General features: G+C 39.2%; 13 protein-coding genes and 8 pseudogenes. 12 read left to right on the top strand and 9 right to left on the bottom strand.

What is annotated here, in order from left to right; genetic code table 11:
- Positions 1-14: 14 nt before the first annotated feature.
- From P4S71_RS06970 to zapB, 5 genes and pseudogenes are all read right to left on the bottom strand, one after another.
- Entirely contained in the window at positions 15-503 is a 489-nt protein-coding gene (locus P4S71_RS06970; protein WP_007375964.1) for an FKBP-type peptidyl-prolyl cis-trans isomerase, read from the bottom strand.
- A gap of 63 nt (positions 504-566) precedes the next feature.
- A pseudogene (locus tag P4S71_RS06965) lies at positions 567-2,050 on the bottom strand (LysM peptidoglycan-binding domain-containing protein).
- A 55-nt stretch (positions 2,051-2,105) separates the two neighbouring features.
- Positions 2,106-3,127 (bottom strand): annotated as a pseudogene (locus P4S71_RS06960) (MBL fold metallo-hydrolase).
- A 63-nt stretch (positions 3,128-3,190) separates the two neighbouring features.
- The gene (locus tag P4S71_RS06955) at positions 3,191-3,496 is read right to left on the bottom strand and encodes a cell division protein ZapA (protein ID WP_337119520.1); all 306 of its coding nucleotides are present in this window, start codon (positions 3,494-3,496) and stop codon (positions 3,191-3,193) included.
- The gene (gene zapB, locus P4S71_RS06950) at positions 3,496-3,726 is read right to left on the bottom strand and encodes a cell division protein ZapB (protein WP_007375968.1); all 231 of its coding nucleotides are present in this window, start codon (positions 3,724-3,726) and stop codon (positions 3,496-3,498) included. The genes P4S71_RS06955 and zapB overlap by 1 nt, the downstream gene beginning before the upstream one ends.
- Before the next feature lie 218 nt (positions 3,727-3,944).
- Here zapB and P4S71_RS06945 point away from each other — a divergent pair, with 218 nt between their 5' ends.
- Complete coding sequence (locus tag P4S71_RS06945) at positions 3,945-4,784, top strand: 23S rRNA (adenine(2030)-N(6))-methyltransferase RlmJ (RefSeq protein WP_337150354.1); 840 nt, start codon at positions 3,945-3,947, stop codon at positions 4,782-4,784.
- Positions 4,785-4,835: 51 nt separating this feature from the next.
- Here P4S71_RS06945 and P4S71_RS06940 read toward each other — a convergent pair whose 3' ends face one another.
- On the bottom strand, positions 4,836-5,402 hold the full coding sequence (locus tag P4S71_RS06940; RefSeq protein WP_337119518.1) for a PhnA domain-containing protein: 567 nt from the start codon (positions 5,400-5,402) through the stop codon (positions 4,836-4,838).
- Between the two features lie 505 nt (positions 5,403-5,907).
- Between P4S71_RS06940 and P4S71_RS06935 the strand changes: the two genes are divergently transcribed.
- The 7 genes and pseudogenes from P4S71_RS06935 (at position 5,908) to P4S71_RS06905 (ending at position 15,215) form a co-directional block, all read left to right on the top strand.
- Positions 5,908-7,173, top strand: coding sequence for an EAL and HDOD domain-containing protein (locus tag P4S71_RS06935; RefSeq protein WP_337119517.1), 1,266 nt, complete (start codon positions 5,908-5,910; stop codon positions 7,171-7,173).
- A 2-nt stretch (positions 7,174-7,175) separates the two neighbouring features.
- Positions 7,176-7,789: pseudogene (locus P4S71_RS06930) on the top strand (paraquat-inducible protein A).
- Positions 7,790-7,853: 64 nt separating this feature from the next.
- Positions 7,854-8,246, top strand: a complete 393-nt coding sequence (locus P4S71_RS06925) for a hypothetical protein (protein WP_337150353.1) — start codon at positions 7,854-7,856, stop codon at positions 8,244-8,246.
- 257 nt (positions 8,247-8,503) lie between these two features.
- Entirely contained in the window at positions 8,504-9,880 is a 1,377-nt protein-coding gene (locus P4S71_RS06920) for a TolC family protein (protein ID WP_337150352.1), read from the top strand.
- Positions 9,870-11,432 carry an efflux RND transporter periplasmic adaptor subunit gene (locus tag P4S71_RS06915; protein WP_337150351.1) on the top strand — a complete coding sequence of 521 codons (1,563 nt, stop codon included), beginning with the start codon at positions 9,870-9,872 and terminating at the stop codon, positions 11,430-11,432. Before P4S71_RS06920 ends, P4S71_RS06915 begins: the two co-directional genes overlap by 11 nt.
- An 8-nt stretch (positions 11,433-11,440) precedes the next feature.
- Complete coding sequence (locus tag P4S71_RS06910) at positions 11,441-14,560, top strand: efflux RND transporter permease subunit (protein WP_337150350.1); 3,120 nt, start codon at positions 11,441-11,443, stop codon at positions 14,558-14,560.
- A 200-nt stretch (positions 14,561-14,760) separates the two neighbouring features.
- Positions 14,761-15,215 (top strand): annotated as a pseudogene (locus P4S71_RS06905) (hypothetical protein).
- 47 nt (positions 15,216-15,262) lie between these two features.
- Here P4S71_RS06905 and P4S71_RS06900 read toward each other — a convergent pair.
- The 3 genes and pseudogenes from P4S71_RS06900 to P4S71_RS06890 all read right to left on the bottom strand — a co-directional run bounded on the left by P4S71_RS06900 (position 15,263) and on the right by P4S71_RS06890 (position 19,431).
- Positions 15,263-16,749 (bottom strand): annotated as a pseudogene (locus tag P4S71_RS06900) (Ppx/GppA phosphatase family protein).
- A pseudogene (gene ppk1 / locus P4S71_RS06895) lies at positions 16,742-18,828 on the bottom strand (polyphosphate kinase 1). Before ppk1 ends, P4S71_RS06900 begins: the two co-directional pseudogenes overlap by 8 nt.
- A gap of 96 nt (positions 18,829-18,924) precedes the next feature.
- Positions 18,925-19,431, bottom strand: coding sequence for a glycine cleavage system protein R (locus P4S71_RS06890; RefSeq protein WP_007375981.1), 507 nt, complete (start codon positions 19,429-19,431; stop codon positions 18,925-18,927).
- Positions 19,432-19,813: 382 nt separating this feature from the next.
- On the opposite strand from P4S71_RS06890, the pseudogene P4S71_RS06885 reads away from it, so the two are divergent.
- The 4 genes and pseudogenes from P4S71_RS06885 to phoU all read left to right on the top strand — a co-directional run bounded on the left by P4S71_RS06885 (position 19,814) and on the right by phoU (position 25,313).
- Positions 19,814-22,046 (top strand): annotated as a pseudogene (locus P4S71_RS06885) (ABC transporter permease subunit).
- 15 nt (positions 22,047-22,061) lie between these two features.
- Positions 22,062-23,710 (top strand): annotated as a pseudogene (pstA, locus tag P4S71_RS06880) (phosphate ABC transporter permease PstA).
- 27 nt (positions 23,711-23,737) lie between these two features.
- A complete protein-coding gene (pstB, locus tag P4S71_RS06875; protein ID WP_007375984.1) occupies positions 23,738-24,565 on the top strand; it encodes a phosphate ABC transporter ATP-binding protein PstB in 828 nt (275 codons plus the stop codon).
- A gap of 46 nt (positions 24,566-24,611) precedes the next feature.
- Positions 24,612-25,313 carry a phosphate signaling complex protein PhoU gene (phoU, locus tag P4S71_RS06870; RefSeq protein ID WP_007375985.1) on the top strand — a complete coding sequence of 234 codons (702 nt, stop codon included), beginning with the start codon at positions 24,612-24,614 and terminating at the stop codon, positions 25,311-25,313.
- Positions 25,314-25,380: the final 67 nt, after the last annotated feature.

Genomic DNA, 25,380 nt, shown 5'->3' with positions numbered 1-25,380 from the left:
ATTAGTAAAGGTGATTAGTGAGAGTGGCCACAGCCGCCTTCAGCGTGCACATGTCCGTGAGAAACTTCTTCACTTGTTGCTTCACGTACAGAGATGATTTCCACATCAAATGTTAGCGTTTTACCCGCAAATGGGTGGTTTAAATCACAATCTGCGTTAAAGCGACCTACTTTAACAATAGTCACTTGATGACGACCTTGGTTAGAACTTACCATTGCTGTCATACCTGGTTTCCATACTTTAACGTCGCCTTGTAAGTGCTTAAGCGGGATGCGTTGAATTAAGTCATCAACACGCTCGCCGTACGATTCACTTGGCTCTAGCGTTACACTAAACTTCTCACCAGCTTGTTTGCCTTCAAGTGCTTTTTCTAAACCAGGAAGCATGCCTTCGCTACCATGAATGTAAGTGAGTGGTGCTTCGTTTGTGCTACTTTCTACTTGTTCAGTGCCTTCACTGAGTGTGTAGTGAAATTCAACAGCTGAATTTTTACTGATTTGCATGCTTATCTCTTTAAATTTAATATGTTGAGGCCGATTTTACGCGAAATATACTTGTTTATAAACTTAACGTGGCTGATTTAGTGTTTTTTGTAAATCTAGCAGTAAATCTTTTTTTATTGGTGCTGCTTTTTGCTTTTCAGCCTGAGGTATAAACAGCACTAATTGAGTGCCTGGCTTTAAAATGCTTGATGCAGAGAGCTTATTCCATTTTGCCAAGTCGCTATGAGGGACATCATAAAGCTGACTTATACTCCAAAGGCTATCGCCTGACTTAACTTCGTAATCTATTTCAATGGTGGGAATCGCAATTTCTTGGTGCTCTAAATAAGGGCTAATTTTGTAATCAACAGTTAATGTGCTTGGCAGAGTTTTAGGTTGTCCAACTAATAACTTTTCTCCAACGCCGATTAAATTATTATTTTTATTATTTTTATTATTAAGTTGTTTTAGAGCTTTTACCGACATACTAAAACGCTTAGCGATACCATAAAGCGTGTCGTTTTGTTTAACGATGTACTCTCCAGCAAAGTTTGATTTAAAAAACTGACTTTTTAATAATGCCTCTTGCCCTATAGGAAGCAGTAAAGTGTGCGGCCCGTTAGGTGAGCTTTGATTTTTTAAGTACCCCTGATTGATTGCATGTAACTGCTTGGAGCCTATACCAGAGAGCTTAGCAATAACTGAAAAGTCAAACTGCTGGCCTATATTCATCTGTGTTGTAAATGGCTTATATGCAAGCTTTGGGCGCTTAATGCCTTTTTGTGGGTGTTTAACTAAATAGCTTAAAGCGAGTAACTTGGGGACGTAGTCAGCGGTTTCTTTTGGTAGGCTTAGCGACCAGTAATCGGTGCTTTTACCGCGCTTTTTGTTTTTTTCGATTGCGCGTTTAACACGGCCTTCACCACTATTATAAGCGGCCAAAGCATGTAGCCAATTACCATCAAAGCGTTTATGTAAGTAACTTAAGTAATCAAGTGCAGCATCGGTTGAAGCAAGTACGTCTTGGCGCCCGTCATACCATTGGTCTGACTTAACACCAAAGTGATGCGCCGTTGCGCCAACCAACTGCCAAACACCAACAGCTTGCTGTGATGAGGCTATCGTTGGTCTAAAATCGCTTTCTACAAATGGTAGTAAAGCGAGCTCCATAGGCAGTTGCTTTTGCTCAATTTTTTTACGATGTGATACAGGTACGGCGCTGCGCGTTTGTTTACAGCGCGTAAGTAATTGGGTTGCTTTAAATACCAATTTATACGTTGCTTTAAAGCTCGGTTTTGATCAATTTTAAAATGCAGGCTCTCGGCAATGTGAACCCATAGGTCAGTTGCTTTGGGAGAAGGCTTTTTAATGTTTACTTTTTTATGTAGTAATACTGTGTTCTGAGGCTTTACTTGAGCATCTTCAATTATGCGTTGATCCGATTTGTCTAAAAAAGTGTGTTTTGGCTCAAAGTGAGTAAATATTTTTGGCGTTTCTTGAATTTCTGATTCAGTTGTTTCACAACCGAATAGAAATAAAACTAAAAAACAGAGAGACAAGCTGCGCATAATGTTCACTTTTGTAAATTCCTTTTACTATTTTAACACAGTCCATTGTGTTGAGTTATTTTGCGTTTTTCGCGCGAGCTAATCCTGATTGCAAAAACAAATTGCTCGATTTTGCATTTAAAGATTCTTCTGTGTAAGGTTTCATTACTTTTTTAGGAAACGATAACACAAGTTGTTCTATCGTTTGATCGTTGTTTTTGTTCACATGCTCAGTAATAGCGGTTAGAAATGCTAACGGCTGTTTGAGTTGAGCTCTGTCAAGTATACCACCATGCCCTGGTATAATCAGCGCAAGATTTTCATCGTCAATGTATTGTTTAAGCAGCGTTTGCCAGCTTTTAAATTCGCCGTGCCCAGGATAAGGGAGCCAGTCAACAATGTCGCCACCAATTAAAACACGACCGCTATTAGTTGTGAGTGTTAAGTCACCACTTGTATGGGCTTGATGGGCGTTTAAGGTTACTTTAAACCCCCTAAATCAAGTGTTTTATTTTCATCAATAATAATTTCTGGCGACTTTAGTTGATATTCTTGCCAGCGAAAAAGGCGTTTTTTTGCAAGCTCCAACTTTTCACGCCATTGTGCTTGTTCTGCTTTTGAAATACCGGCTAAGCGTTGGTAACTCAGCTCTATACTTTTTTCGTAACTATCGAGTTGGTCATTAAATGCTTTTTGGTAGCGATTAAAATCGCTATTTACTTGCTGATGCACAATTAGTTTTGCATCAGGGTAGAAGTGTTGCATAACCGCCATACCGAGTAAATGATCATCGTGGTAATGCGAAGCAACTAAGTAGCATAATGGTGTTTTTAGGTGTTTTTTTAGGTCATTAGCTAGCTGTTCCACAGCAGCAAAATTACCGCTTGCATCAACAAGTAGTGCACACTTGTCACCTTCGATAAGTACTTGGTTAGAGTCGTAAAAACGCAGCTTTTTTTCTTGTTCTAAAAATTGGATATTAGCATTAATAGTTACCCAATTGACTGCGCCATAAGTTGTTGGCGCTACGAGTAATAAAGAACATGCTAGTAGTAAGTATTTACATGAAGCGATTATATAAGATAGGTTTAACTTCATCCTGTGTCTCTACGCTATTATTTAATTATGCTAATAATAAACAAAAAGCGCAGTTTGCGCTTTTTATTTTTGATGTGTGGGGTCACTTGCCAAATGCTGACTTAGTTTGTCAACGAGTTGGTCTTGTTTCTGCTGCTCAACTGTAGCCTGTGTTTTTGCTTCTAGCAATTCGTGGCTTAAGTTTAACGCTGCCATAAGTAAGGCTTTTTGATCATTTCGAACTGAAGAGCGTTGTTTCATTTGCTCCACCAAATCATTAAGGTTTTTAGCTGCTGCTATTAGTGCCTCTTCTTGTCCTTCAGGACAAGCAAATTGCTGCTCTTGACCTAGCAACTCAACAGTGACCCGCTGGTTTTGCAGCTCAGACATTAGCTAGCCTGTTGTGCACTTTGTAATTTATCAAGAAGACCAGATAAAGTTGTGCTGGCATCTTTTTGTTTTTCTTCGTTTTCAATAGCTTCTAGCTGTAATAACTCGTTTTCATCTGCTAGTTTGCTATTTTGTTCTTTTAAGTTTGAAACATCAGTTAGCAATTGATTATTACGATCAATTAGTGAATCGATCAGTTGTTCGAGTTGTTGAAGAGTGTTGTTATTCATAAAGGCGCTCATATAACTGTAATTAATGTCATGCAAATGTAAAGCAAAGTGTATTGATTTGCCAGCATTTACGGTGGTTTTAGCTGATTTTTCTTCTGCGTTAAGGGATAATTCAGCGTGAAGGCTTTTTCATTCATAAATGGTTCACTCTCAGTTGCCAAAGTATAGTGCTTATGGTTCACTGTTTTTTATTAAATAGCGTATGGCGAAAATAAATAATGCTTAGTTATAGACACTCATTTCATGCTGGTAACCCTGCCGATGTACTCAAACATTTAGTGTTAGCGCAAGTACTAGGTTATCAAACAATTAAAGATAAACCACTTGATTACATAGACACACACTCAGGCGCAGGTTTTTTTGAATTAGCCGCAGCTGATTCGCAAAAAACACAAGAATATCAAGATGGTATAGAAAAGTTGTGGCAGCATAAAAGTGAACACGCTGCGCTTAATGAATATATAGCGTTAATTAAATCGTTTAATGAAACAGATGAACTTGCATTTTATCCGGGCTCACCAAAGATTGCTGAGCACTTTTTACGTCGTTACGATAAGGGCTGGTTTTTTGAGCTGCATCCGCGCGATTTGTTATTACTTGAAGAGAATATGCAAGGTAAACGATCTATTCGTGTACGTGGTGAGAATGGATTTACTGGATTGGTAGGCCTTTTGCCACCTGCTTCACGCAGAGCATGTGTATTGATTGACCCACCATATGAAATTAAGGATGATTATGAAACGGTTGTTACTACTTTAATCAAAGCGTACCAGCGTTTTTCGACAGGTACTTATATGATTTGGTATCCTGTAGTGGATAGGGAACGTATTGATAATATGGAGCAAGGTTTAATAGATTCAGGTATGCGTAATATTCAATTATTTGAATTGGGCACTGAAGATGACACCGATGTATACGGCATGACCGCATCTGGCATGATAGTCATTAATCCGCCATGGAAACTAAAGCAAACTATGGATGCAGTGCTACCAGAGCTCATGACTTTATTAAGCAAGCCGAGTGGCTTTTATCGTAGCGAACAATTAGTAAGTGAATAGCTGAAATGTTAAATAAAAAGCGCTGTGCAATACAGCGCTTACTTTTATGCCTTATTTTTTAACGTATTTAGTTAAAATAACAATACGTTGACCATCAACTCGCCCTTCAATATGTTCAGGATTACTCGTTAAGCCAATATTGCGTACTGCGGTACCGCGTTTAGCGGTAAGGCTACTGCCTTTAACGTCTAAATCTTTAATAAGTGTAACGGTATCGCCAGCTTGAAGTACCACACCGTTGCTATCAACATGTTTAACATCGTCATCTTCAGCAAGTGCTTTTTTAGCCCAAGCAAGTGTATCTTCTTCAAGGTAAATCATGTCGAGTGCGTCTTGTGCCCAGCCATTATCAGGCGCTAAGCGCGAAAGCATTCTGTAAGCTACAACTTGTACTGCGGGTGTTTGGCTCCACATGCTGTCATTTAAACAGTGCCAATGTGTTGGTGTTAATTCGCTACTGTTTTCGATTTGTTCTTTACAGGTTTGACATGTGTAAATACATTTATCTGAATGAGTTTCTGTCACAGGAGGTACTTCGTATACAGAAAGGTTTTCGGTTGCTGCACATAATTCACATTGATTACTACTGCGTTCAATTAAGGCTTTTTCAATACTCATGAAGGTTCTTATTTAAGTGAAGTTTACATTTGGCGTTATTATACCCTAGCAGGGCTGCTGAACGCTATAAGCCCCTTGGTTTTGTAAGGGTATATTATTCATGCGGGGGTTTTTAATTTCTGAACCCTAGGCCTGCTTATCTTTTGAGGTTAAATTTACAGCAGTCAGTTTGGTATTTAGGCGAGGCAGAGCCTGTGATGTGTGGTTATTCCCATAAATAGCCCCTCGATTGAACAAATTTTAATCCACAAAAGTCAACAAGCCCAGTTGTTTATTCTTTTTGTAAGGCGTTTATGCAATATGTGTAATGTGTCTGCGGGAGGTTTGATAATAAAAACGATGGCAATAGATCGCTATTTTATATTTAGTAGAGCATCCTTTTATATGATTTACTTTTAGTTGTTTGCAATGATTAAGATATTTTTACTATACTTTTAATTTGTCACATGTATTAAAGTAACTACATAAGTGCTAATTGCACACATGAACTTACAGGCTAAACCTATTGAAAGCGTCTAATACACCAACTTTAACTCCTACTCTTACGCAGTATGTAGCAAGACAACCCATATTTAATGCTGAAAAAGAGGTTTTTGCGTATGAGTTGCTGTATAGGAATTCATCAAATAACGCCTTTCCAGTAGGTACAAGTGATGAACATGCAACGAGCCGTTTATTTTTTAATACGCTTATGTTGGTAGGTGCTGAAAAGCTTACTGCGCATCAACTGGCATTTATTAATTTATCAACGGATGCATTACTCGATGACTTCCCTAAATTATTAAATCCTGAAATGACGGTTATTGAAATTGTAGAACGCACAGTGAATATAGATGAAGTAGCTAAACGTGTTACATCATTAAAAAAAGAGGGATACACTTTTGCACTTGATGATTATGATGGCGATGCAAAGTGGGAGCCATTATTAGCACTTGTTAGTTATATAAAAATAGAGGCCGATGAGCCCATAATAAAAACTAATATGCACGTAAAAAAGCTTAAGCGTAAATACCCTCACTGTAAAATTATTGTTGAGCGTATAGAGACACACGAGCAGTTTAAAGTACTAAAAACTGCTGGATGTGACTTATTTCAGGGATTCTTTTTTGCTCGTCCAGAAATGCTAACTTACAGTGGTATCGATCCTTCAAAAGTTACTGTGTTTGATTTACTTAAATCAACGTCAAAAGAGTCTTTATGTTTTGAGGAGATACATCAGCGTGTAGCGAGAGATGTTGGTATTACCACGCGTATTTTGAAATTAGCTAATGCACGCTCAGGAAATAGTAATTTAGTAATTACGTCTATTTCGCAAGCTGTAGTGTATTTAGGCGAAGACGTTATTCGCCAGTTTGTCCGCGTACTAGCTCTCAGTGACTTAGGTATAGATAAACCGACGGAGCTCACTAAATTTGCACTTGTGCGAGCAAGGTTAATAGAGTTAATTTTAACTGAAGAAAGTCGTGATTTGGCTCAGCAAGGCTATTTAGTTGGGTTGTTCTCAATGCTTGATGCCATTTTGGATATTGAATTAAATAGTATTGTTAAAGAATTTACACTAAACAAAGATATCACTGATGCTTTATTACATGGCTCTGGGGTGCTAGGCGATTGCTTAATTCTTGCCAAAGCTATCGAAAATAAAAACTGGTCATTAGTTGATACAACCTTAAAAGAAATCAATCCACAGCTCCCAATTGAGAAACTTTATAACTTTGTTTTAGAGTCGATGCTTTATAGTGATGATGTAATAGAGGTTGTGGTTGATTAAATATGCGTAATTGGTTGTCGGTTATAAGTGTAGTGGTTGCTCTTTGTTTATTGTTTCCTGGTATTACAAAACCAGTATTAACAATAGAGGGCAACATAGATAAATCAAAATTAGCGCAAGCGGGTATTGAAATGCTGGCTGAAGAGGGCGATGGCCGGACTCGCAGCATGCTAATGATGTTCTCGAATATGCTAGGGCTTGATAAGTTAGAGGGCGAGATTAGCGCCTATAACAAAACACAAAGTATTTTAGGTACAGTTAAAGAACTTGCTAATAATAACAATTTACTTGTAGCCGCCTTAGTGGGGTTGTTTTCTATTGTTATTCCAAGCCTGAAGCTGCTATTACAATTGTTTTATTGTTGCCTACCTTTGAATGGGTTTAAGCAAAAGCTCGGTCTGGTTATTTGTGCATTAAGTAAGTGGAGCATGGTTGATGTATTTGTTATTGCATTAATAGTGACTTACCTAGCAGGTAACGCTCATGGTAAAAGTGGTGAGCTACTTGTTATGAATGCCCAATTTGGTGAGGGTTTTGGTATTTTAGCGCATATTGTATATTTGCAATTATAGCGAGTAACTTAATTAAAACACCTGATAAACCGCAGTCTACATAATTAAAGTATGTGTGGTTGCCGTTAGGTTATCTTACAATCATTTTAAAATTTATTAAAAGGCATAATGTTGCAACGTTTTTACTCTAGTTTACTCATGATAACTTTACTGCTCACTTTTGTGGGTCAGGCAGTTGCGTCTGTAGCTATGGTATGCGAAATGCCACATATGCCAACAAAAACAGCAATGCATGCCCAAATGCCAATGACACACAGTAGTGATGCAACAGCTGTTGCTAGCATGTCTGAAAATATGATGCAGATGGATTGTTGCGACGACGAAAGTACACCACAAAATGATTGCAAATGCCCTATCAGTGGCTGCGCTGCTAATTCAATGCTTAATGTTGATACTTTATTTAGCGTTATTTTACTTGAATCTGAAAAAGTAAATATAAGTGTATTTACTACACAAATTAACATACCTCGTTCACTCTACCGCCCTCCTATATCTGCTTAATAGCAGGATAGGTGTAATATCAATTTTATTGAAAACATGCTCATTCTAGGAACTAAATAACTCTCTAACTGCGTTAAAAATTACTTATATAAAGCAACTATACTGCGTAATTTTTTCCTTGTTATAGAGCTATTTCCCTACTGCAATAATAGATCATTAATTCAATGCAATTGATATAAAAGGTTTTTGTAAAACTCCTAAACACCTTTTTTGCTTCCTAATTTAAGAATTTCTTTTATTTTTAGATGGAGCAGGTGATGAACCACGCTGTAAGTATTAAAGCCGTGTTATGTAGTGTTGTGTTATTTAGCACAGCTGTTAATGCGCAAAACAATCAAAATAATCTAAAGATCGATACGCTAAAGCAAGCCCGCAATGAGCAAACGCTTAGCTTAACGCAAGCGCTTAATTATGCACTAACGCATGAGCCATGGCTAAAAGCGAGTGGCTACCAAGAAGATGCCGCAATAGCGCAAAGTATTGCCGCAGGCACCTTACCCGATCCTGTTTTAACGGTTGGCTTACTTAACTTGCCTACTAACGGTTATGCGTTTGATCAAGAAGGGATGACACAGCTTAAAGTCGATTTGAGCCAAAAGTTTAGCCGAGGGAATAGTTTAGCGCTTAAACAAAAGGCATTAGCTCAGTCTGCTCAACAATATTCTTGGCAGCGCGCCGATCGCTTAGCACAAGTAAAAGCAATTGTGATTGAGTCGTGGTTAAACGCGTATCGTGCTCAGCGAAGTATTGCTTTAATTGAGCAAGATAAAGGATTATTTACTCAGCTTATTGAAATTACCGAAGCAAGCTACGCAAGTACCTTAGGTAAAACACGCCAGCAAGATATTATTCGTGCGCAATTAGAACTCACTCGCCTTGAAGATAAGCTGGTTATGCTTGAGCAGCAATTTGAAAGTGCTAAAAACCGTTTAGCACAGTGGTTACCTATGAATATGCTTATGCAGCCTTTAAATGCCGAATTTACTAAAACCACAGGGCTGGTTGATTTTGCAAACCTTGAATTTGATAAATTAATACAGTTGCTTATGGCGCATCCCGCAATTATTGCGATAGATAAAACCGTCACGGCAAAGCAAACCGAAGTTGCACTCGCCAAGCAAAGTTACAAACCTCAAATGGGCGTTAATGTGGGTTATGGTTACCGAGATGATACGCCGATGGGGGAGTCGCGAGCTGATTTACTCTCGGTAGGGTTTAGTGTTGATTTGCCATTGTTTACTGATAACAGACAAGATCAACAGGTTAAATCGGCTATTGCTAGTGCAGAAGCTACTAAAACACAAAAGCTGGTGGCGCTTCAAAAACTCAAAGGCATGTACTTTAAGGAGTTTAGCCAACTCGCTCGTTTGCAAAAACGCGATACGCTTTATCAAAATACGTTATTACCGCAAATGTCAGAGCAATCTCAAGCAACACTAAACGCTTATACGCGCGACGATGGGGATTTTTCTGACGTGATGCGCGCGCGTATTAGTGAGCTTAACGCCAAAATAGATGCGCTTAATATTCAAGTAGATCAGCATATTATTACCGCTCGCCTTAATTATTATGCAAGTAGCTTAGACCCCCAAGTAATGAGCGAGCAAACTGGAGAATTACATAATGAATACTAATTTAAAGTTACTTGTTGCCGCCTTAGTGGGCGCAGGCGCTGTTGGGTTAATTGGGGGTTTAGTAATGCAGTTTTTACCTAGCAGCTCGGCAATGCATGAACAGCAAAGTGCTGAAAAACAGCCCTTATATTGGGTAGCCCCTATGGATAGTAATTACAGGCGTGACGCGCCAGGGCTGTCGCCAATGGGAATGGATTTAGTCCCTGTATATGAAAACGATAGCAACGCTCAGGATGGACCAGGTGCAGTAACTATTTCGCCTGCAGTAGTTAATAACTTGGGTGTAAGAACTGCCAAAGTAGAGCTTAAAACACTTCACAGCGATATAAATACTGTAGGGTATGTGCAATATAACCAAGACCAACTTATTCACATTCATCCGCGTGTAGAAGGCTGGATTGAAAGCTTGTACGTTAAAGCGCAAGGTGCACAAGTTAAAGCCGGTGAGCCTTTATATACTTTGTATTCACCACAATTGGTGAATGCACAGGAAGAGTTTTTACTGGCGGTGAATCGTAATAATACCGTGTTAATTCGCGCTGCAAAGGCGCGTTTAGAGTCGTTAAATGTATCTGATGGATTTATCGAGCGCTTACAAAAAAATAAAAAGATAATGCAAAATATTACTTTTTACGCAAAGCAAAGTGGTGTGGTAGATGAGCTAACAGTACGAGAAGGCTTTTACGTTAAACCAGGCACATCAATGATGAGTATTGCTCAGCTTGATGAAATTTGGGTAGAGGCAGAAGTGTTCGAGCGCCAATCAGAACAAGTGAGCGTTGGTTTACCTGTAACAATGACGCTTGATTACTTAAAAGGTCAAAAGTGGGAAGGTAAGGTTGATTACATTTACCCCGCGCTTGATGCTAAAAACCGGACGCTACGTGTAAGACTCAGGTTTGAAAATACAGATCATCGGTTAAAACCAAATATGTTTGCACAAGTGAGCATTCACGCTAAAGCGAGTAAAGCGCAATTTACAGTCCCTAAAGAAGCGGTAATTCGCACGCAGCATCAAAATCGTGTGGTTATTGCATTAGGTGAGGGTCGTTTTAAATCGGTAGAAGTCGAAGTTGGGCAAATTAATAGTAATGAAGCGGTGATTTTGTCAGGCGTGACGACAGGTGACACGGTAGTGACCTCAGCGCAATTTTTAATAGATTCTGAGTCGAGTAAAAGCTCCGACTTTAAACGAATGGAAATACCTAGTTCTGGTATTAGCTCAGGTATGGGGTCGGATTCTGGTTCAGGCTCTAATATGAACATGGATATGCAGCCACAAAGCGCCACGGTTAACGGCACTATTAATGCCATAGATATACAAAATCGCATTATAAATATTAGTCGAGAAGCCATTGAAAAATGGAATCGAGAACCCGCCACAATGGACTTTGTATTAGCGCCAGATATTGATATTAGTCAGTTTGAAAATGCCCAGTATATTAATTTTACTTTTAGCATTATTAATGATGAATTTGTAATCACTAAAGCGCAAAACGCAGAGCCGATTGATCATTCTACTATGCAACCTATGCAACACAGTTCTCACTAGGAGCCATTATGATAACTGCCATTATTCGCTGGTCTGTTGGCAATCGCTTTTTTGTGTTGTTGCTTACATTAATTTTACTGGGTGGAGGGTTGTTTGCGATAAAAAATACGCCCGTGGATGCCTTGCCTGACTTATCTGATGTTCAGGTCATTATAAAAACTACTTATCCGGGGCAAGCGCCGCAAGTAGTGCAAGACCAAGTCACATTCCCTCTCACTACAGCAATGCTTTCTGTGCCGGGTGCGCAAACCGTAAGAGGTTTTTCATTTTTTGGTGACTCGTACGTTTACGTTATTTTTGACGAAAAAACCGATTTGTATTGGGCGCGTAGCCGAGTACAAGAATACCTAAGCCAAGTAGCAAACCGATTGCCCGATAGCGCTACGCCAGAGCTTGGTCCTGATGCAACAGGCGTAGGTTGGATTTACTTATACGCACTGGTTGATAAAACAAATAAACACGATATTAGTCAGCTACGAAGCTTACAAGATTGGTTTTTAAAGTTTGAGCTACAAACCGTACCAGGAGTCTCTGAAGTGGCTGCTGTTGGTGGCATGGTTAAGCAATACCAAGTCAATGTAGAGCCCGATAAATTACGTGCATATGGTATTCCGCTTAGCCTCATTCAAACGGCGATTCAACAAGGCAACCAAGAGATGGGCGCCTCAGTAGTTGAAATGGCTGAAGCTGAATACATGGTAACAAGCACCGGCTACATTAAGAGTGTTGCCGACCTAGAAGCTATTCCGCTTGGCGTAAACGCCAACGGTACTGCGCTGCAATTGCGTGATGTAGCTGATATTAGAGTCGGGCCGCAAATGCGCCGTGGTATTGCAGAGCTTAATGGTGAAGGCGAGGTGACCGGCGGCATCGTTATTATGCGCTATGGCGAAAATGCACAAAAAACTATTGAGCTGGTAAAAGCAAAATTAGAATCGCTTAAAAAGGGATTACCAGAGGGCGTTGAAATAGTCCCTGTGTACGATCGCTCCAACTTAATAAATAACGCGGTAGATAATCTAACAAGTAAGCTAATTGAAGAGCTGATTGTAGTTGCTTTAGTGTGTGTGGTGTTTTTGTTTCATGTGCGCTCATCATTGGTGGCAATTATTACGTTACCGCTTGGCATTTTAACGGCATTTATAATTATGTATTGGCAGGGGATTAACGCCAATATTATGTCTTTAGGGGGAATTGCAATAGCGATAGGCGCAATGACCGACGGCGCTATCGTTATGATTGAAAATATGCACAAACATATGGAAAAAACGCCACTTACCAACGAAAACCGCTGGGAAGTTGTGGCTAAATCGGCGAGTGAAGTGGGTCCTGCATTATTTTTTAGTTTATTAATTATTACCGTCAGCTTTATGCCGGTATTTATTTTAGAAGCGCAAGAAGGACGTATGTTTGCGCCACTGGCTTACACTAAAACCTATGCTATGGCAGCGTCTGCTGGGCTTGCGATTACCTTAGTGCCGGTATTAATGGGTTACTTTATTAGAGGTAAAGTTATTTCGGAGCAAAAAAATCCAGTTAACCGATTACTCGTCGCAGCGTATCGCCCACTACTTAACTGGGTGCTTAAATTTCCAAAAATGACATTGGTACTCGCGGTGGTTGTTTCTGTTATTGGCTTTTATCCGGTAAACAAAATAGGCAGTGAATTTATTCCGCCACTCGATGAGGGCGATTTAATGTATATGCCCACAACGTATCCTGGTTTATCGGTAGGTAAAGCGCGCGAAATACTACAGCAAACCGACAAGCTAATTGCCACAGTACCCGAGGTTAAAACAGTATTTGGTAAAGTTGGGCGAGCAGAAACAGCAACAGATCCTGCGCCGCTTACAATGATAGAAACGTTTATTCAGTTAAAACCAAAAGATGAATGGCGCGAGGGTATGACCCTTGAAAAACTTAAAAAAGAACTCGACGGTTTGGTTAAGTTTCCGGGGTTGACGAACGCGTGGGTAATGCCAATTAAAACACGTATTGATATGCTCGCAACCGGTATTAAAACTCCCGTGGGCATTAAAGTTGCGGGACCAAAGTTGAGTGAAATTCAAAAAATTGGTCAACAAATAGAAGTGCTTTTAAAAGATGTGCAAGGCACCGCATCGGTTTATTCAGAGCGAGTAGCCGGTGGACGTTATATAAAAGTAGATATAAATCGTGAAAAAGCCGCGCGTTATAGTTTAAACATTAGCGACGTACAGCAAGTTGTATCTACTGCAATAGGTGGCACAAACGTAACACAAACGGTAGAAGGGCAAGAGCGCTACCCAGTTAATTTGCGTTACCCGCAAGCATACAGAGACTCGCCAGAAGAGCTAATGTTGTTACCCATTGTAACGCCTACAGGGCAGCGTATAGCACTTGGTGATGTTGCTGATGTATTTATTGAAGATGGACCGCCTGGTATAAAAAGCGAAAATGCACGTTTAAACGGTTGGAGCTTTATTGATATAGATGGCGTTGATATTGGTACTTACGTTGAGCACGCTCAGCAAGTGCTCGATAAAGACCTAATACTACCAGCTGGCTACTCAATTACGTGGGCTGGGCAATATGAATACATGCAGCGTGCTAAAGACAAACTGACTTATGTATTACCACTTACATTAGCAATAATTATTGTGTTGCTTTACCTTAATTTTAGAAGCTTTGCTGAGGTCACTATTATTATGGCTACGTTGCCACTGGCAATGATTGGTGGCGTATGGCTAATGTATTTAGAGGGCTTTAACTTTTCAGTTGCAGTAGGTGTAGGCTTTATTGCCTTAGCAGGGGTAGCGGTAGAAATAGGGGTCATTATGTTGGTGTATTTAAACCAAGCCTATCAAGAAAAGTGCCTCGAAGCAGAGCAAGCCGGAAAACCGCTTAGCTTAGTGCAATTACAGCAAGCTATTATTGAAGGAGCAGGGCTTCGAGTACGCCCGGTTATGATGACTGTCGCGACCATTATTATTGGCTTGCTACCTGTGCTGTATGGCACCGGTACTGGAAGCGAAGTAATGAGCCGAATAGCAGCGCCTATGGTTGGCGGTATGGGAAGTGCAATTGTACTTACTTTACTTGTTATTCCTGCGGTTTACCTACTGTGGCGCAAACAAGGACTTAAATAATATAAAGCAACAAGACGATAGAGCAGTGCGGTTACTTCCCACGCATTGCTCTATAAAAATTACCTATAATTTGTAAGTTGTTCTGTTAAATAGCTAGTTATTACTCATGCACAAACTAACCGATTGTTTTTAAATAGCTTTTTAATTGGCACGCTTTACGCAGTGTACTACCTATACAGTCAACTAAGTAAGGAATGCACATGCAAGTTAAAACAATTAAAGAGGTATACGATTGGACCGTTTTGTTTCATACACAAATGGCGGCCAATTTTCATAGCGTAAAGGATTTACTTGATGAACATAATGCAATGCTGGTGGACTACTACCTAAATTATGAAAAAAACTCGCCGAAGATTTGGTCGGGTTTAAGGCGATAACCGAAATAAATACGCTCGATACGTACTGTTATGAATACTTTGCTAAAAACCCTGAGCTAATTACTTTTGAAGATATTAGTAAAGATCAGCAATTTGATGAAGAAGTTATTCAAGGCTATTTAGCACAGCAACATCAAAAAGTAATTGAGTTATACGAATACTTACTTGAATGCGCTGAAACTCAAAGTGGCCAAGAAAAGCTGCAACAAATACTAGAGCTGGAAAAGCAAGGTATAAAGCAAATGATGCAAAGTACGAATCGTCATATGGATATGTAGCTAAAAAAGCGGGGTATTACTGATCCTACTTTTGATATATGTTAGTTTTAGGAGCAATCAAGCGCTATACCCACTTTCTTTAAGTAACGCTGTTCTTGTATTAAATCAGCTTGTAGTAGTGTGTGTTCTTGCAAGTAGTTATCGCAAAATTTTATAAATAAGCCGGTGCTATTTGCGCTAATTTCCATATTGGGTTTTTGGCTTACTTGGCGTTTTTGATTAAATAGAATCGCTAAACGCAAAATAGTAATAAGCTTGAGCACTTGCTGCTGAGAAATAGTTATGAATTCAGGTAACTCATCGAGCCTAATTTTTTCCGGTAAAAGCGAATCAACGAACTTAATATTACCTGTTCTTGTTGGGTAAAGCCGGGCAGCTGGCTGTTAGCAACAATATAAGCGCTGTGTTTATTAATACCCGAAGAGTTAATTGATAGGCCAATTTCATGAAGACTAGCAGCCCATGTTAACAAGGCAATATCATCATTGTTATCAAGCTGCCACGGCGCTTTAAGTTGCTCATAAAGCCAAGTTGCAGTGTTAGTAACACGGATTGCATGTGCTTTATCTACAGTGTATCTATCACTTACGTTATTAATGGTATTGCTACGAATGTCTTTATCGGCCAACTTTTGCTGCATTTCATGTAATAAACCTTCACGTAGCGAAAAATCACTATAAGTTAGTTCTTTAATCAAAAACTCTCTAAAAATAGCAATGAGTATCGCTAAACCGCCACAAATACTTTGCTGTCGTTCCGGTGTTAAACCTTCAATGAGTAAATTATCGCTATGTTTGGCATTTATGAATTGCTGTTTAAGGGTGACTAAATCATTGTAGGTTATACAAGGCTGATGCGGGTTTTGGGCGCCCACCATAGCCAAAATAGATTTAATAGTGCCAGATGTACCAATAACGTTTTGCCAACCCTCATTGATGTAATTAGCAAAAATAACCTCTATTTCTTGTTCTGCTTTTATCTCTGCTTTATTAAAGCGTTTGGCGTTTATTATGCCGTCACTAAAAAATTGCTTGGTATAACTTACGCACCCTATATTTCGGCTTGTGAGTAACTTATGTTTAAAGTGCTTACCTATTATTAGCTCGGTGCTGCCGCCGCCAATATCAATTACTAAGCGGTTTTCTTCATTGTGTACATAATGCGCGACACCTTGATAAATGAGCCGTGCCTCTTCTTGCCCTGCAATAACATCAATATGAAATGGAAAGATCTTACTGGCTTGTGTTAAGAACGCATGGATATTTTTAGCTCGTCTAAAAGTATACGTTGCAGCTACTTTTACATTACATGCAGGGAAGTCTTGTAGAGTATTTGCAAATTGTTTAAGCACTATTAAGGCACGATCAATTGCTTGCTGGCTTAGCCTAAATTTATCGTCTAGCCCGTCAGCTAAATATACACGTTGCTTTTCTTTATGCAGAATTTGCAGTGTGCCATCCACTTCACGGGCAACCACTAAATGAAAGCTATTAGAGCCTAAGTCGACAGCGGCAATAGAGGGGTGATCATCCATTATTATAGTTACCTTCCCACTTTTTTAGGTGGTCATAAATCGCTATTTGCGAGCGGATTTTTTTACGGTTTCCACGTCTTACATAGGCATTTTTTTGTTCGCTATCGATTAAGCGTGCTTTTGTACGGTCTTTAAATTGCAGTTCTAGAATATCAATAATGAGCTGCTTTAATTTCGCATCTAAAATAGGCACACCTACCTCAACGCGGTGATCGAGATTACGGGTCATCAAATCAGCAGATGAAATATAAACTTTGTCGTTTGCGTTATTACCAAAAACCATTACCCTTGGGTGTTCTAAAAAGCGATCTACAATGCTTATTATTCTTATATTGTCGCTAAATCTAGCTACCCCAGGTATTAATGAACACATGCCACGTACAATTATACGTATTTTAACGCCGCGACGACCAGCGTAGTAGAGTTTATCAACAAGCTGTTTATCAACAAGGTTGTTTACTTTAATAGTAATTTTACCTGCACAACCGTTCTCTACATGCTGAATTTCTTTATCGATTAAATCAAGTAAAGTGTCACGAGCATTTACAGGTGACAGCATTAAGTATTCAAAATTAAAAGGTTTGTAGCTACTTTCTATAAATTTAAATACGCTATCGCATTCCTCGCAGATCCCACCATGTTTTGTGAATAAACTAAAGTCGGTATAGATTTTTGCTGTTTTTTCGTGAAAGTTACCAGTGCCAATGTGTGCATACTTTACTATTTGACCTTTCTCTTTACGATGAATAATACATAACTTACTGTGTACTTTTAACGCGGGTATACCAAAAATCACTCTAATACCTGCGCCGCTTAATATCTTTGCCCACTCGATATTATTTTGTTCATCAAAGCGGGCTTTTAGCTCGACCATTACAGTGACTTGTTTACCATTTTTAGCGGCATTGATGAGTGATGATATCAATCGAGATTTACTGGCAACGCGATAAATATTAACTTTAATTTGCGTAACTTTTGGGTCGAATGCTGCTTGACGCACATACTCTAGTAAGTGGTTAAATGTGTGGTACGGATAATAAAGGAGAATATCTTGTTCGCTAATAGCATCAAATACGCTGGTGTGTTTATTAAATGCAGTGCTTTGTAATGCCGGCAGCGGTTTATTTTCAAGGTACTGACGCCCTACATTAGGAAAGGCTATAAAGTCTCTAAAGTTACGATAACGACCTGCTGGGATAAGTGCGTCGTGATGAGTTACGCTCAGGCGCTTTTTCATTACTTTAAGCATATTATCAGGCATGGTTTCGTCATATACCAAACGAACGGGCTCTGCGTAAATACGCTGTTTGAGGCCTTTAGACATTTTATCTAATAAGCCCTCTTCTAGTTCATCATCAAGATTGTATTCTGCATCGCGAGTAAGCTTAATTGAGTAACCTTGAATTGTTTTAAAACTAAAAAAGCTATTAAAAACATCATTTAAAAAATATAAAATAACGTCATCAAGCATCACAATTGTTTTATGGCGACGAGTTTTTTCAGGTGGTAAATTTATAAATCTTGGCACGCGGTCTGTGGGTACTTCGAGCATAGCGTAATGGCTTTTTTCGTCACACATTTCTACGAATAGATAGGTCATGGTGTCGTTGACGTAATCTGAGTAATCTTTATTTTCATCAAGTAATATGGGCGAGATATGCTGTAGTACATTGTCATTAAAGTAAATTTTCAACCAATTTAAATGGAATTCGCTTAGCTTTTCAGGACGATCAACATGGATGTTATGTGCGGTTAAGTCACTTAAAATTTGCTGGTGAACTTGGTTAAATTTTTTACCAAGCAATAATACTTTTTTTGTACTTGGCCTAAAAGAACTTCGTCTTCTTCAAAATTAGCATCAGGTAGTTTGCTTAATAAAATACGACGCTTAACATCGGCCACTCGAACTCTGAAAAACTCATCAAGGTTATTTGAAAAGATACCTAAGAAACGCATACGCTCAATGATTGGGTTACTTTTGTCTTTTGCTTCTTGTAATACGCGCTCGTTAAACGATAGCCAGCTTAACTCTTTTGCAAAATATTCAATAACTTGCGTTTTTCCTGTATGGGCATTCATATTTTATTCCGCGATTAGATGCTAAATAAAATATAGTGCAAGTTCATGACATTAAAATGACATGCGTGTCAGGTTTATGACACGCATTAAGGAAACTTAAACGTCTTCAACATCAACAATCAAATCGCTAGTTATCGATTCGAGAGCATCAATTACTTCATCTTTATTCATTCCATTGGGTAACGTTATGGTAGCTACGGCGCTAAAAATAGGGACTCCCCAGTTTGGGGCGCTCTGTTGCCTTGAGTTTAAATGGGTAATGTTAGCGCCCTTATGGCGAATAACACTGGCAAGTTCTTGTACTATTCCAGGGCGATCGTTTCCTGTAATCACAAAGTTTAGCTGTTCAAGTTCAACATGTTCTATTTCTGTATTGCCGGTTTCAATACGTACATCAAGCTTAGGCAATGCGTTTAATGCATTTTGAAGTGATTGTAAATGCTCTTCAGCGACCTCTAGCTGTATGATCCCCGCAAAGTGACCAAGCAAATGACTTAAGTTACTGCTGAGCCAATTACCGTTATTTTTTAAAATAATGGTTGAGATGCTTTCTACTAAGCCAGGGCGATCTTTCCCTAAAATTGTTATAACCAACTGCTTCATAAATAATTCTCTTTTTTAAGCCCAAAGAAGGTAAATGCATAGGCATTAAGTGTTTATCTAACTTAAATCTAAATATTATGGGTTGTTTTATAAACGATAGGTTCAAACCCTAGAGTTGTGCGCGTCTAGCAATGTGCACTAGGTGCTTAGCTCATTGCTATTGTTATTTATTAGGCGCCTTTCAGTATTGACCTCGATAAATACTTTGTCCAATAAATTTATAATTAAGTTCACTTATAAACTATTCGTTTAATGCAAAATATGCAATGAATTAAACCACCTTATTATTACCTGGCTAAAAAGGTTTATTGTTACCGCTGTAACAATACTGTCATCTTGATGAAATATAATTTATGCAACGTTAAGATTTAAGGGTGTTTTGATGACTTCCAATCCGAATAAGCCGACTTTTAATACGGATCGAAGCCGTCTATTTAAAGATCGGTTTGCCAAGTTTGGCATAACCGCAGGTGGAGTAATGGTATTAATAGCGCTGCTATTAATTTTTTCTACCTCCTTTATGTAGTACAACCGATTTTTGAATCAGCAAAAGTTGAAAAGCGCGACAGTTTCAATGTTGCCAATGCAGATCAAATTGTTGGTTTAGGTGTTGAAGAGCAAACAGAAGTTGCTTTTTTACTTAGCAAGCAAGGCAATGTAGATTTTTACAATGTAGAAAAAGCTAGTTTTGGTAAAAAACTTAAAACACTTGATGTAGAACTACCAAGTGAAGTGAGTAGCTTTGCGACCAGCGCACCGTTTCAGGGGCAATATGCCTATGGCTTACAAAACGGTTCGGTGGTGATTGTTGCACCTAAATTTTTAGTCACGTTTCCAAATAATGAACGTAAATTAACGCCGCGAGTTGATTATCCACTTGGCGAAATGGCGCTAGAAGTAGATGAAGAAGGCGCTGCTATATCGCGTTTTGCATTTAGTCATTATGAAGATAAAACAGCTGTTGTGGCATTAACGGCTGACAAACGTGTTTTGTTTAGTAGCTTTGTAGCTGAAGAAAACATGTTTACTGGCGAGGTAGAATGGGTTGTTGAACGTACTGAGTTGAACATTGAAGGGCGCGTCGATGAGCTTTTAATTTCACCTGATACAACGCGTACTTTTATTCGTTCAGCTAATCAAATTTATGTATACGATACACGTGATTCAAGCGACGTTGAGCTCATTCAATTACTTTCGGCAAATGAAGAAAATGCAAATATAGTATCTGCACAATTACTTGCCGGTGCTAACTCATTGATGCTTGCTAATGATAATGGTGAGGTTTCACAATGGTTTGAAGTAAATACTGAGACTGGTCGTGAATATCAAAAAATCCGCTCATTTGAAACAAGCAAACAAAGTAAGTTAAATATATTTACAGAGTTTTATCGCCGAACTTTTTTACTACCAGCAGTAATGGCGAACTTGGTGTGTACTATACAACAAGCGAAGCCAAATTATGGCAAGGCAAGGTGAGTGAAGGTGCTATTAAAGACTTTGCTATTGCACCACGCTCTAACGCCGCATTAATTTTAGCTGACAATAAACTTACGGTACTTGAAATACATAACGAACACCCTGAGGTGACCTGGTCTGCGCTATGGGAAGAAGTATGGTACGAAGGCTACCCTGAGCCGGGTTATATTTGGCAGTCAACATCAGCAAGTGATGACTTTGAATCTAAGTTTTCACTCGTACCTATTTCGTTTGGCACAATAAAGGCGGCATTTTATGCCATGTTATTTGCGGTACCTATTGCACTTTCTGCAGCTATTTATACAGCCTACTTTATGTCGAGTGAGCTTCGTAAGGTAGTGAAACCAACCGTAGAAATAATGGAAGCATTACCCACGGTTATTTTAGGCTTTTTAGCTGGCCTTTGGTTGGCTCCTTTAATTGAAGAGCATTTGCCAGCCATTGTTGGGTTATTAGTATTACTACCATTGGGCATTTTAGGTACGGCATTAGGCTGGACAAAGTTGCCAGCAAGCATTCGCCATAAAATACCAGAAGGTTCTCATTCAATCATCCTTATTCCGGTTGTGTTACTTATTGGCTGGTTTTCGTTCGCAATGAGCGAAACAATAGAACTGTGGATGTTTGATGGCAATGTTCGCCAATATTTAACGAATGAATTAGGTATGACGTTCGATCAGCGAAACTCGTTAGTTGTTGGTATTGCGATGGGGTTTGCGGTTATTCCTACTATATTTTCGATTGCTGAAGATGCGGTATTTAGTGTGCCAAAACATTTATCAAACGGTTCATTAGCTCTGGGAGCTACTCAGTGGCAAACGCTTGTGCGTGTTGTATTACTAACAGCCAGCCCAGGTATTTTTTCAGCAGTAATGATGGGATTAGGCCGTGCAGTTGGCGAAACAATGATTGTATTAATGGCGACAGGTAATACACCTATTATGGATTGGAGTATTTTCCAAGGCATGCGTACTCTTGCGGCAAATATTGCGGTGGAAATGCCAGAGTCAGAAGTGGGTAGTTCACATTATAGAATTTTGTTTTTAGCCGCTTTTGTACTATTCATATTCACCTTCATTTTTAACACAGTGGCTGAGTTTGTTCGTCAGCAACTACGTGAAAAATACAGCTCAATGTAAGTGGAGAGACACGACATGATAAAGCAGTGGTTTAGGTCTGGTTCTCCTTGGATTTGGATGACCGGTGGTGCAGTGAGCATCAGTTTAATTTCAGTGCTAGGTATCCTAGCAATGATAGCCTGGAAGGGATTAAGTTTTTTTGGCCTTCTCAAGTTGTACAGTTTGAACTTGAAGGGTCAATTGCAAAACAAACCGTAATAGGTGAAATTTACGACCGTGAACTTGTTCCTAAAGAGCGTTTGACGGCAACGGGTATTGATGTATCTGCATTCGATAAAGAAGAGTTTGAACGTTTACTGATAAAAACGGGTAATCGGGAATACGTAGATTTAGATTTTCGTTGGATACTGGAAACTGACATAAAAGATAAATCAACGCCAGCGGCACTTGCAGTATTCGAACGTAGCAAAAACGGTAACTTTTATGGTTATGTAGAAAATGTAATTAAAGATGGCAAGCCGGTGGCTGGCGATAAAGTAGAAATACTATATGAGCTTGTTGAACGTGCTGTTGATTTAAACGATGAGGCACTCGATTTACAAAATGGCGATATAGGCCATATTAACTACGAACTTGAGCGTCTTCGTTTAAAAGAAAAGGGCTACTTACTCGATAACGCATTAACTGATGAACGTGTAGCAGAGCTTGCTCAAGCGCGTGCTGATTTACGTGCCGAATATGGCGTACTTGAAAAAGATTTATTTGCACTACGTAAGCAAGCTAAACGTGACTACGTAACCGTAAAAGATATGCGCGGTGAAATTGTTACTATTCCTATGTACCAAGTACTTGATGTTTGGTTTCCAAACGACATGGGCTTTTTTGCAAAGTTAGGGCACTACTTTGTACAGTTAGGTAAGTTTGTATCTGATGACCCACGTGAAGCAAATACCGAAGGCGGCGTTTTTCCTGCTATATTTGGTACAGTGTTTATGGTTATGTTGATGGCTGTAATCGTGACGCCGTTTGGTGTTGTTGCTGCAATTTATTTGCACGAGTATGCCGCTAAAAATGCTATCACTAAAATGATTCGCATCGCAGTAATTAACTTAGCGGGTGTTCCTTCAATTGTATACGGTGTATTTGGCCTTGGCTTTTTTGTATACATGTTAGGTGGCAGCTTAGATCAATTATTTTATCCAGAAGCATCACCAACCCCAGTATTTGGTACACCTGGTGTAATGTGGTCGGCGTTAACGCTCGCTATACTGACTTTACCTGTTGTTATTGTATCGACTGAAGAGGGTTTATCTCGTATTCCTAGCACTGTGCGCGATGGTTCACTCGCACTTGGCGCAACAAAAGTTGAAACGTTATGGCGTATAGTAATTCCAATGGCAAGTCCTGCAATTATGACCGGTTTAATATTGGCAGTTGCACGTGCAGCAGGTGAAGTTGCACCACTAATGTTGGTGGGCGTTGTGAAAATGGCACCTACATTACCACTGGATGGCAACTTCCCGTACTTTCACTTAGATAGAAAGTTCATGCATTTAGGTTTTCATATTTACGATGTTGGCTTCCAAAGTCCTAATGTTGAAGCGGCGCGTCCGCTGGTATACGCAACGGCCTTTTTATTAGTGTCGGTGATTATTACGCTTAACATAACGGCTATTGGTATACGTAATCATTTACGTGAAAAATTCAGATCGCTTGAACACTAATTTGTAAAGATTTTATAGGTAACAAACATGATTACAGTCGCTCCACAAGTAAACCAAGCAAATTTAGGCTTGAAGTTAGATTTAGAAAACTTAACTGACGATCAAAAAGCGTTAGAGATTAAAAATCTCGATCTTTACTACGGTGATAAGCAAGCACTTAATAAAGTGAATATGAACATTCCTAAAGGTCAAGTAACCGCGTTTATCGGCCCATCGGGTTGCGGTAAATCAACATTGCTGCGCTGTATCAACCGCATGAATGATTTGGTTGATATTTGCCGAATTGAAGGTGAGATATTACTTCATGGGCAAAATATATATGATAAAAGTGTTGATGTAGCCGCACTTCGCCGTAACGTAGGCATGGTATTTCAGCGTCCGAACCCATTTCCTAAATCTATTTATGAGAATGTGGTATATGGACTACGCTTACAAGGTATTAAAGAGAAACGTAAATTAGACGAAGTAGTAGAGCAGTCGCTTCGTGGTGCAGCATTGTGGGATGAAGTAAAAGACAGATTACACGATAGTGCGTTTGGTTTGTCGGGTGGTCAGCAGCAACGTTTAGTTATTGCTCGTTCAATTGCGATTGAGCCAGAAGTGTTACTATTAGATGAGCCTACATCAGCGCTTGATCCAATTTCAACGTTGGTAATTGAAGAGCTTATTAACGATTTAAAAAACAAATTTACCGTTGTTATTGTTACACATAACATGCAACAAGCAGCGCGAGTGTCTGATCAAACAGCCTTTATGTATATGGGTGAATTGATTGAGTATTCAGATACAAATACCTTATTTACAACACCAACTAAGAAAAAGACCGAAGACTACATTACCGGTCGTTACGGTTAATTAGCCCGTTATAACGTGTTGTATAAGATTAAGAGAGAAGGCAATTATGGAACATAATATCAATAAGCATATTTCTGGCCGGTTTAATCAAGAGCTAGAAAATGTACGCAACCATGTATTAAGCATGGGAGGCCTCGTTGAACAACAACTAAGCAGCGCACTTGACGCCGTTAGTCGTAACGATGCAGAGCTTGCTCAAAAGGTGCGTCAGAACGATTACAAAGTAAATGCTATGGAAGTGAACATTGACGAAGAGTGCACTCGCATTATTGCTCGTCGTCAGCCAGCAGCCAGTGATTTACGGTTAGTAATTGCAATTGCAAAAACGATTGCTGATTTAGAGCGTATTGGCGATGAAGCAAAGCGCATTGCAAAAGTGGCATTGGATTCATTTACTAAAGATCAGCAAGATTTATTAGTTAATATTGAAAATATGGGTCGCCAAGTATTAAAAATGCTTCATGATGTGCTTGATGCGTTTGCGCGTATGGATGTACAACGTGCATTTCAGGTTCACAAGGAAGATGCAAAGGTAGATAGAGAGTATGAAGCCATTACACGTCAAATAATGACCTATATGATGGAAGATCCTCGCTCAATCCCGAAAATTATGGACTTAGTATGGTCTGTGCGTTCGCTTGAGCGTATCGGAGATCGTTGCCAAAATATTGCGGAATACATTATATATTTCGTAAATGGCAAAGATATTCGTCATACATCTCAAGAAGATATAGAAAAATCTCTATAAATTTAATTATTTCATTCTTTTGTATTAAAGCGGCCTTGTGTCGCTTTGTGCATTGTTAGCACAAGTG

The organism is Pseudoalteromonas sp. B62 (assembly GCF_037162565.1).
Lineage (GTDB): Bacteria > Pseudomonadota > Gammaproteobacteria > Enterobacterales > Alteromonadaceae > Pseudoalteromonas > Pseudoalteromonas fuliginea.
The sequence above is the reverse complement of the archived record's forward strand: the minus strand, read 5'-3'. Positions and strand labels throughout refer to the sequence as shown.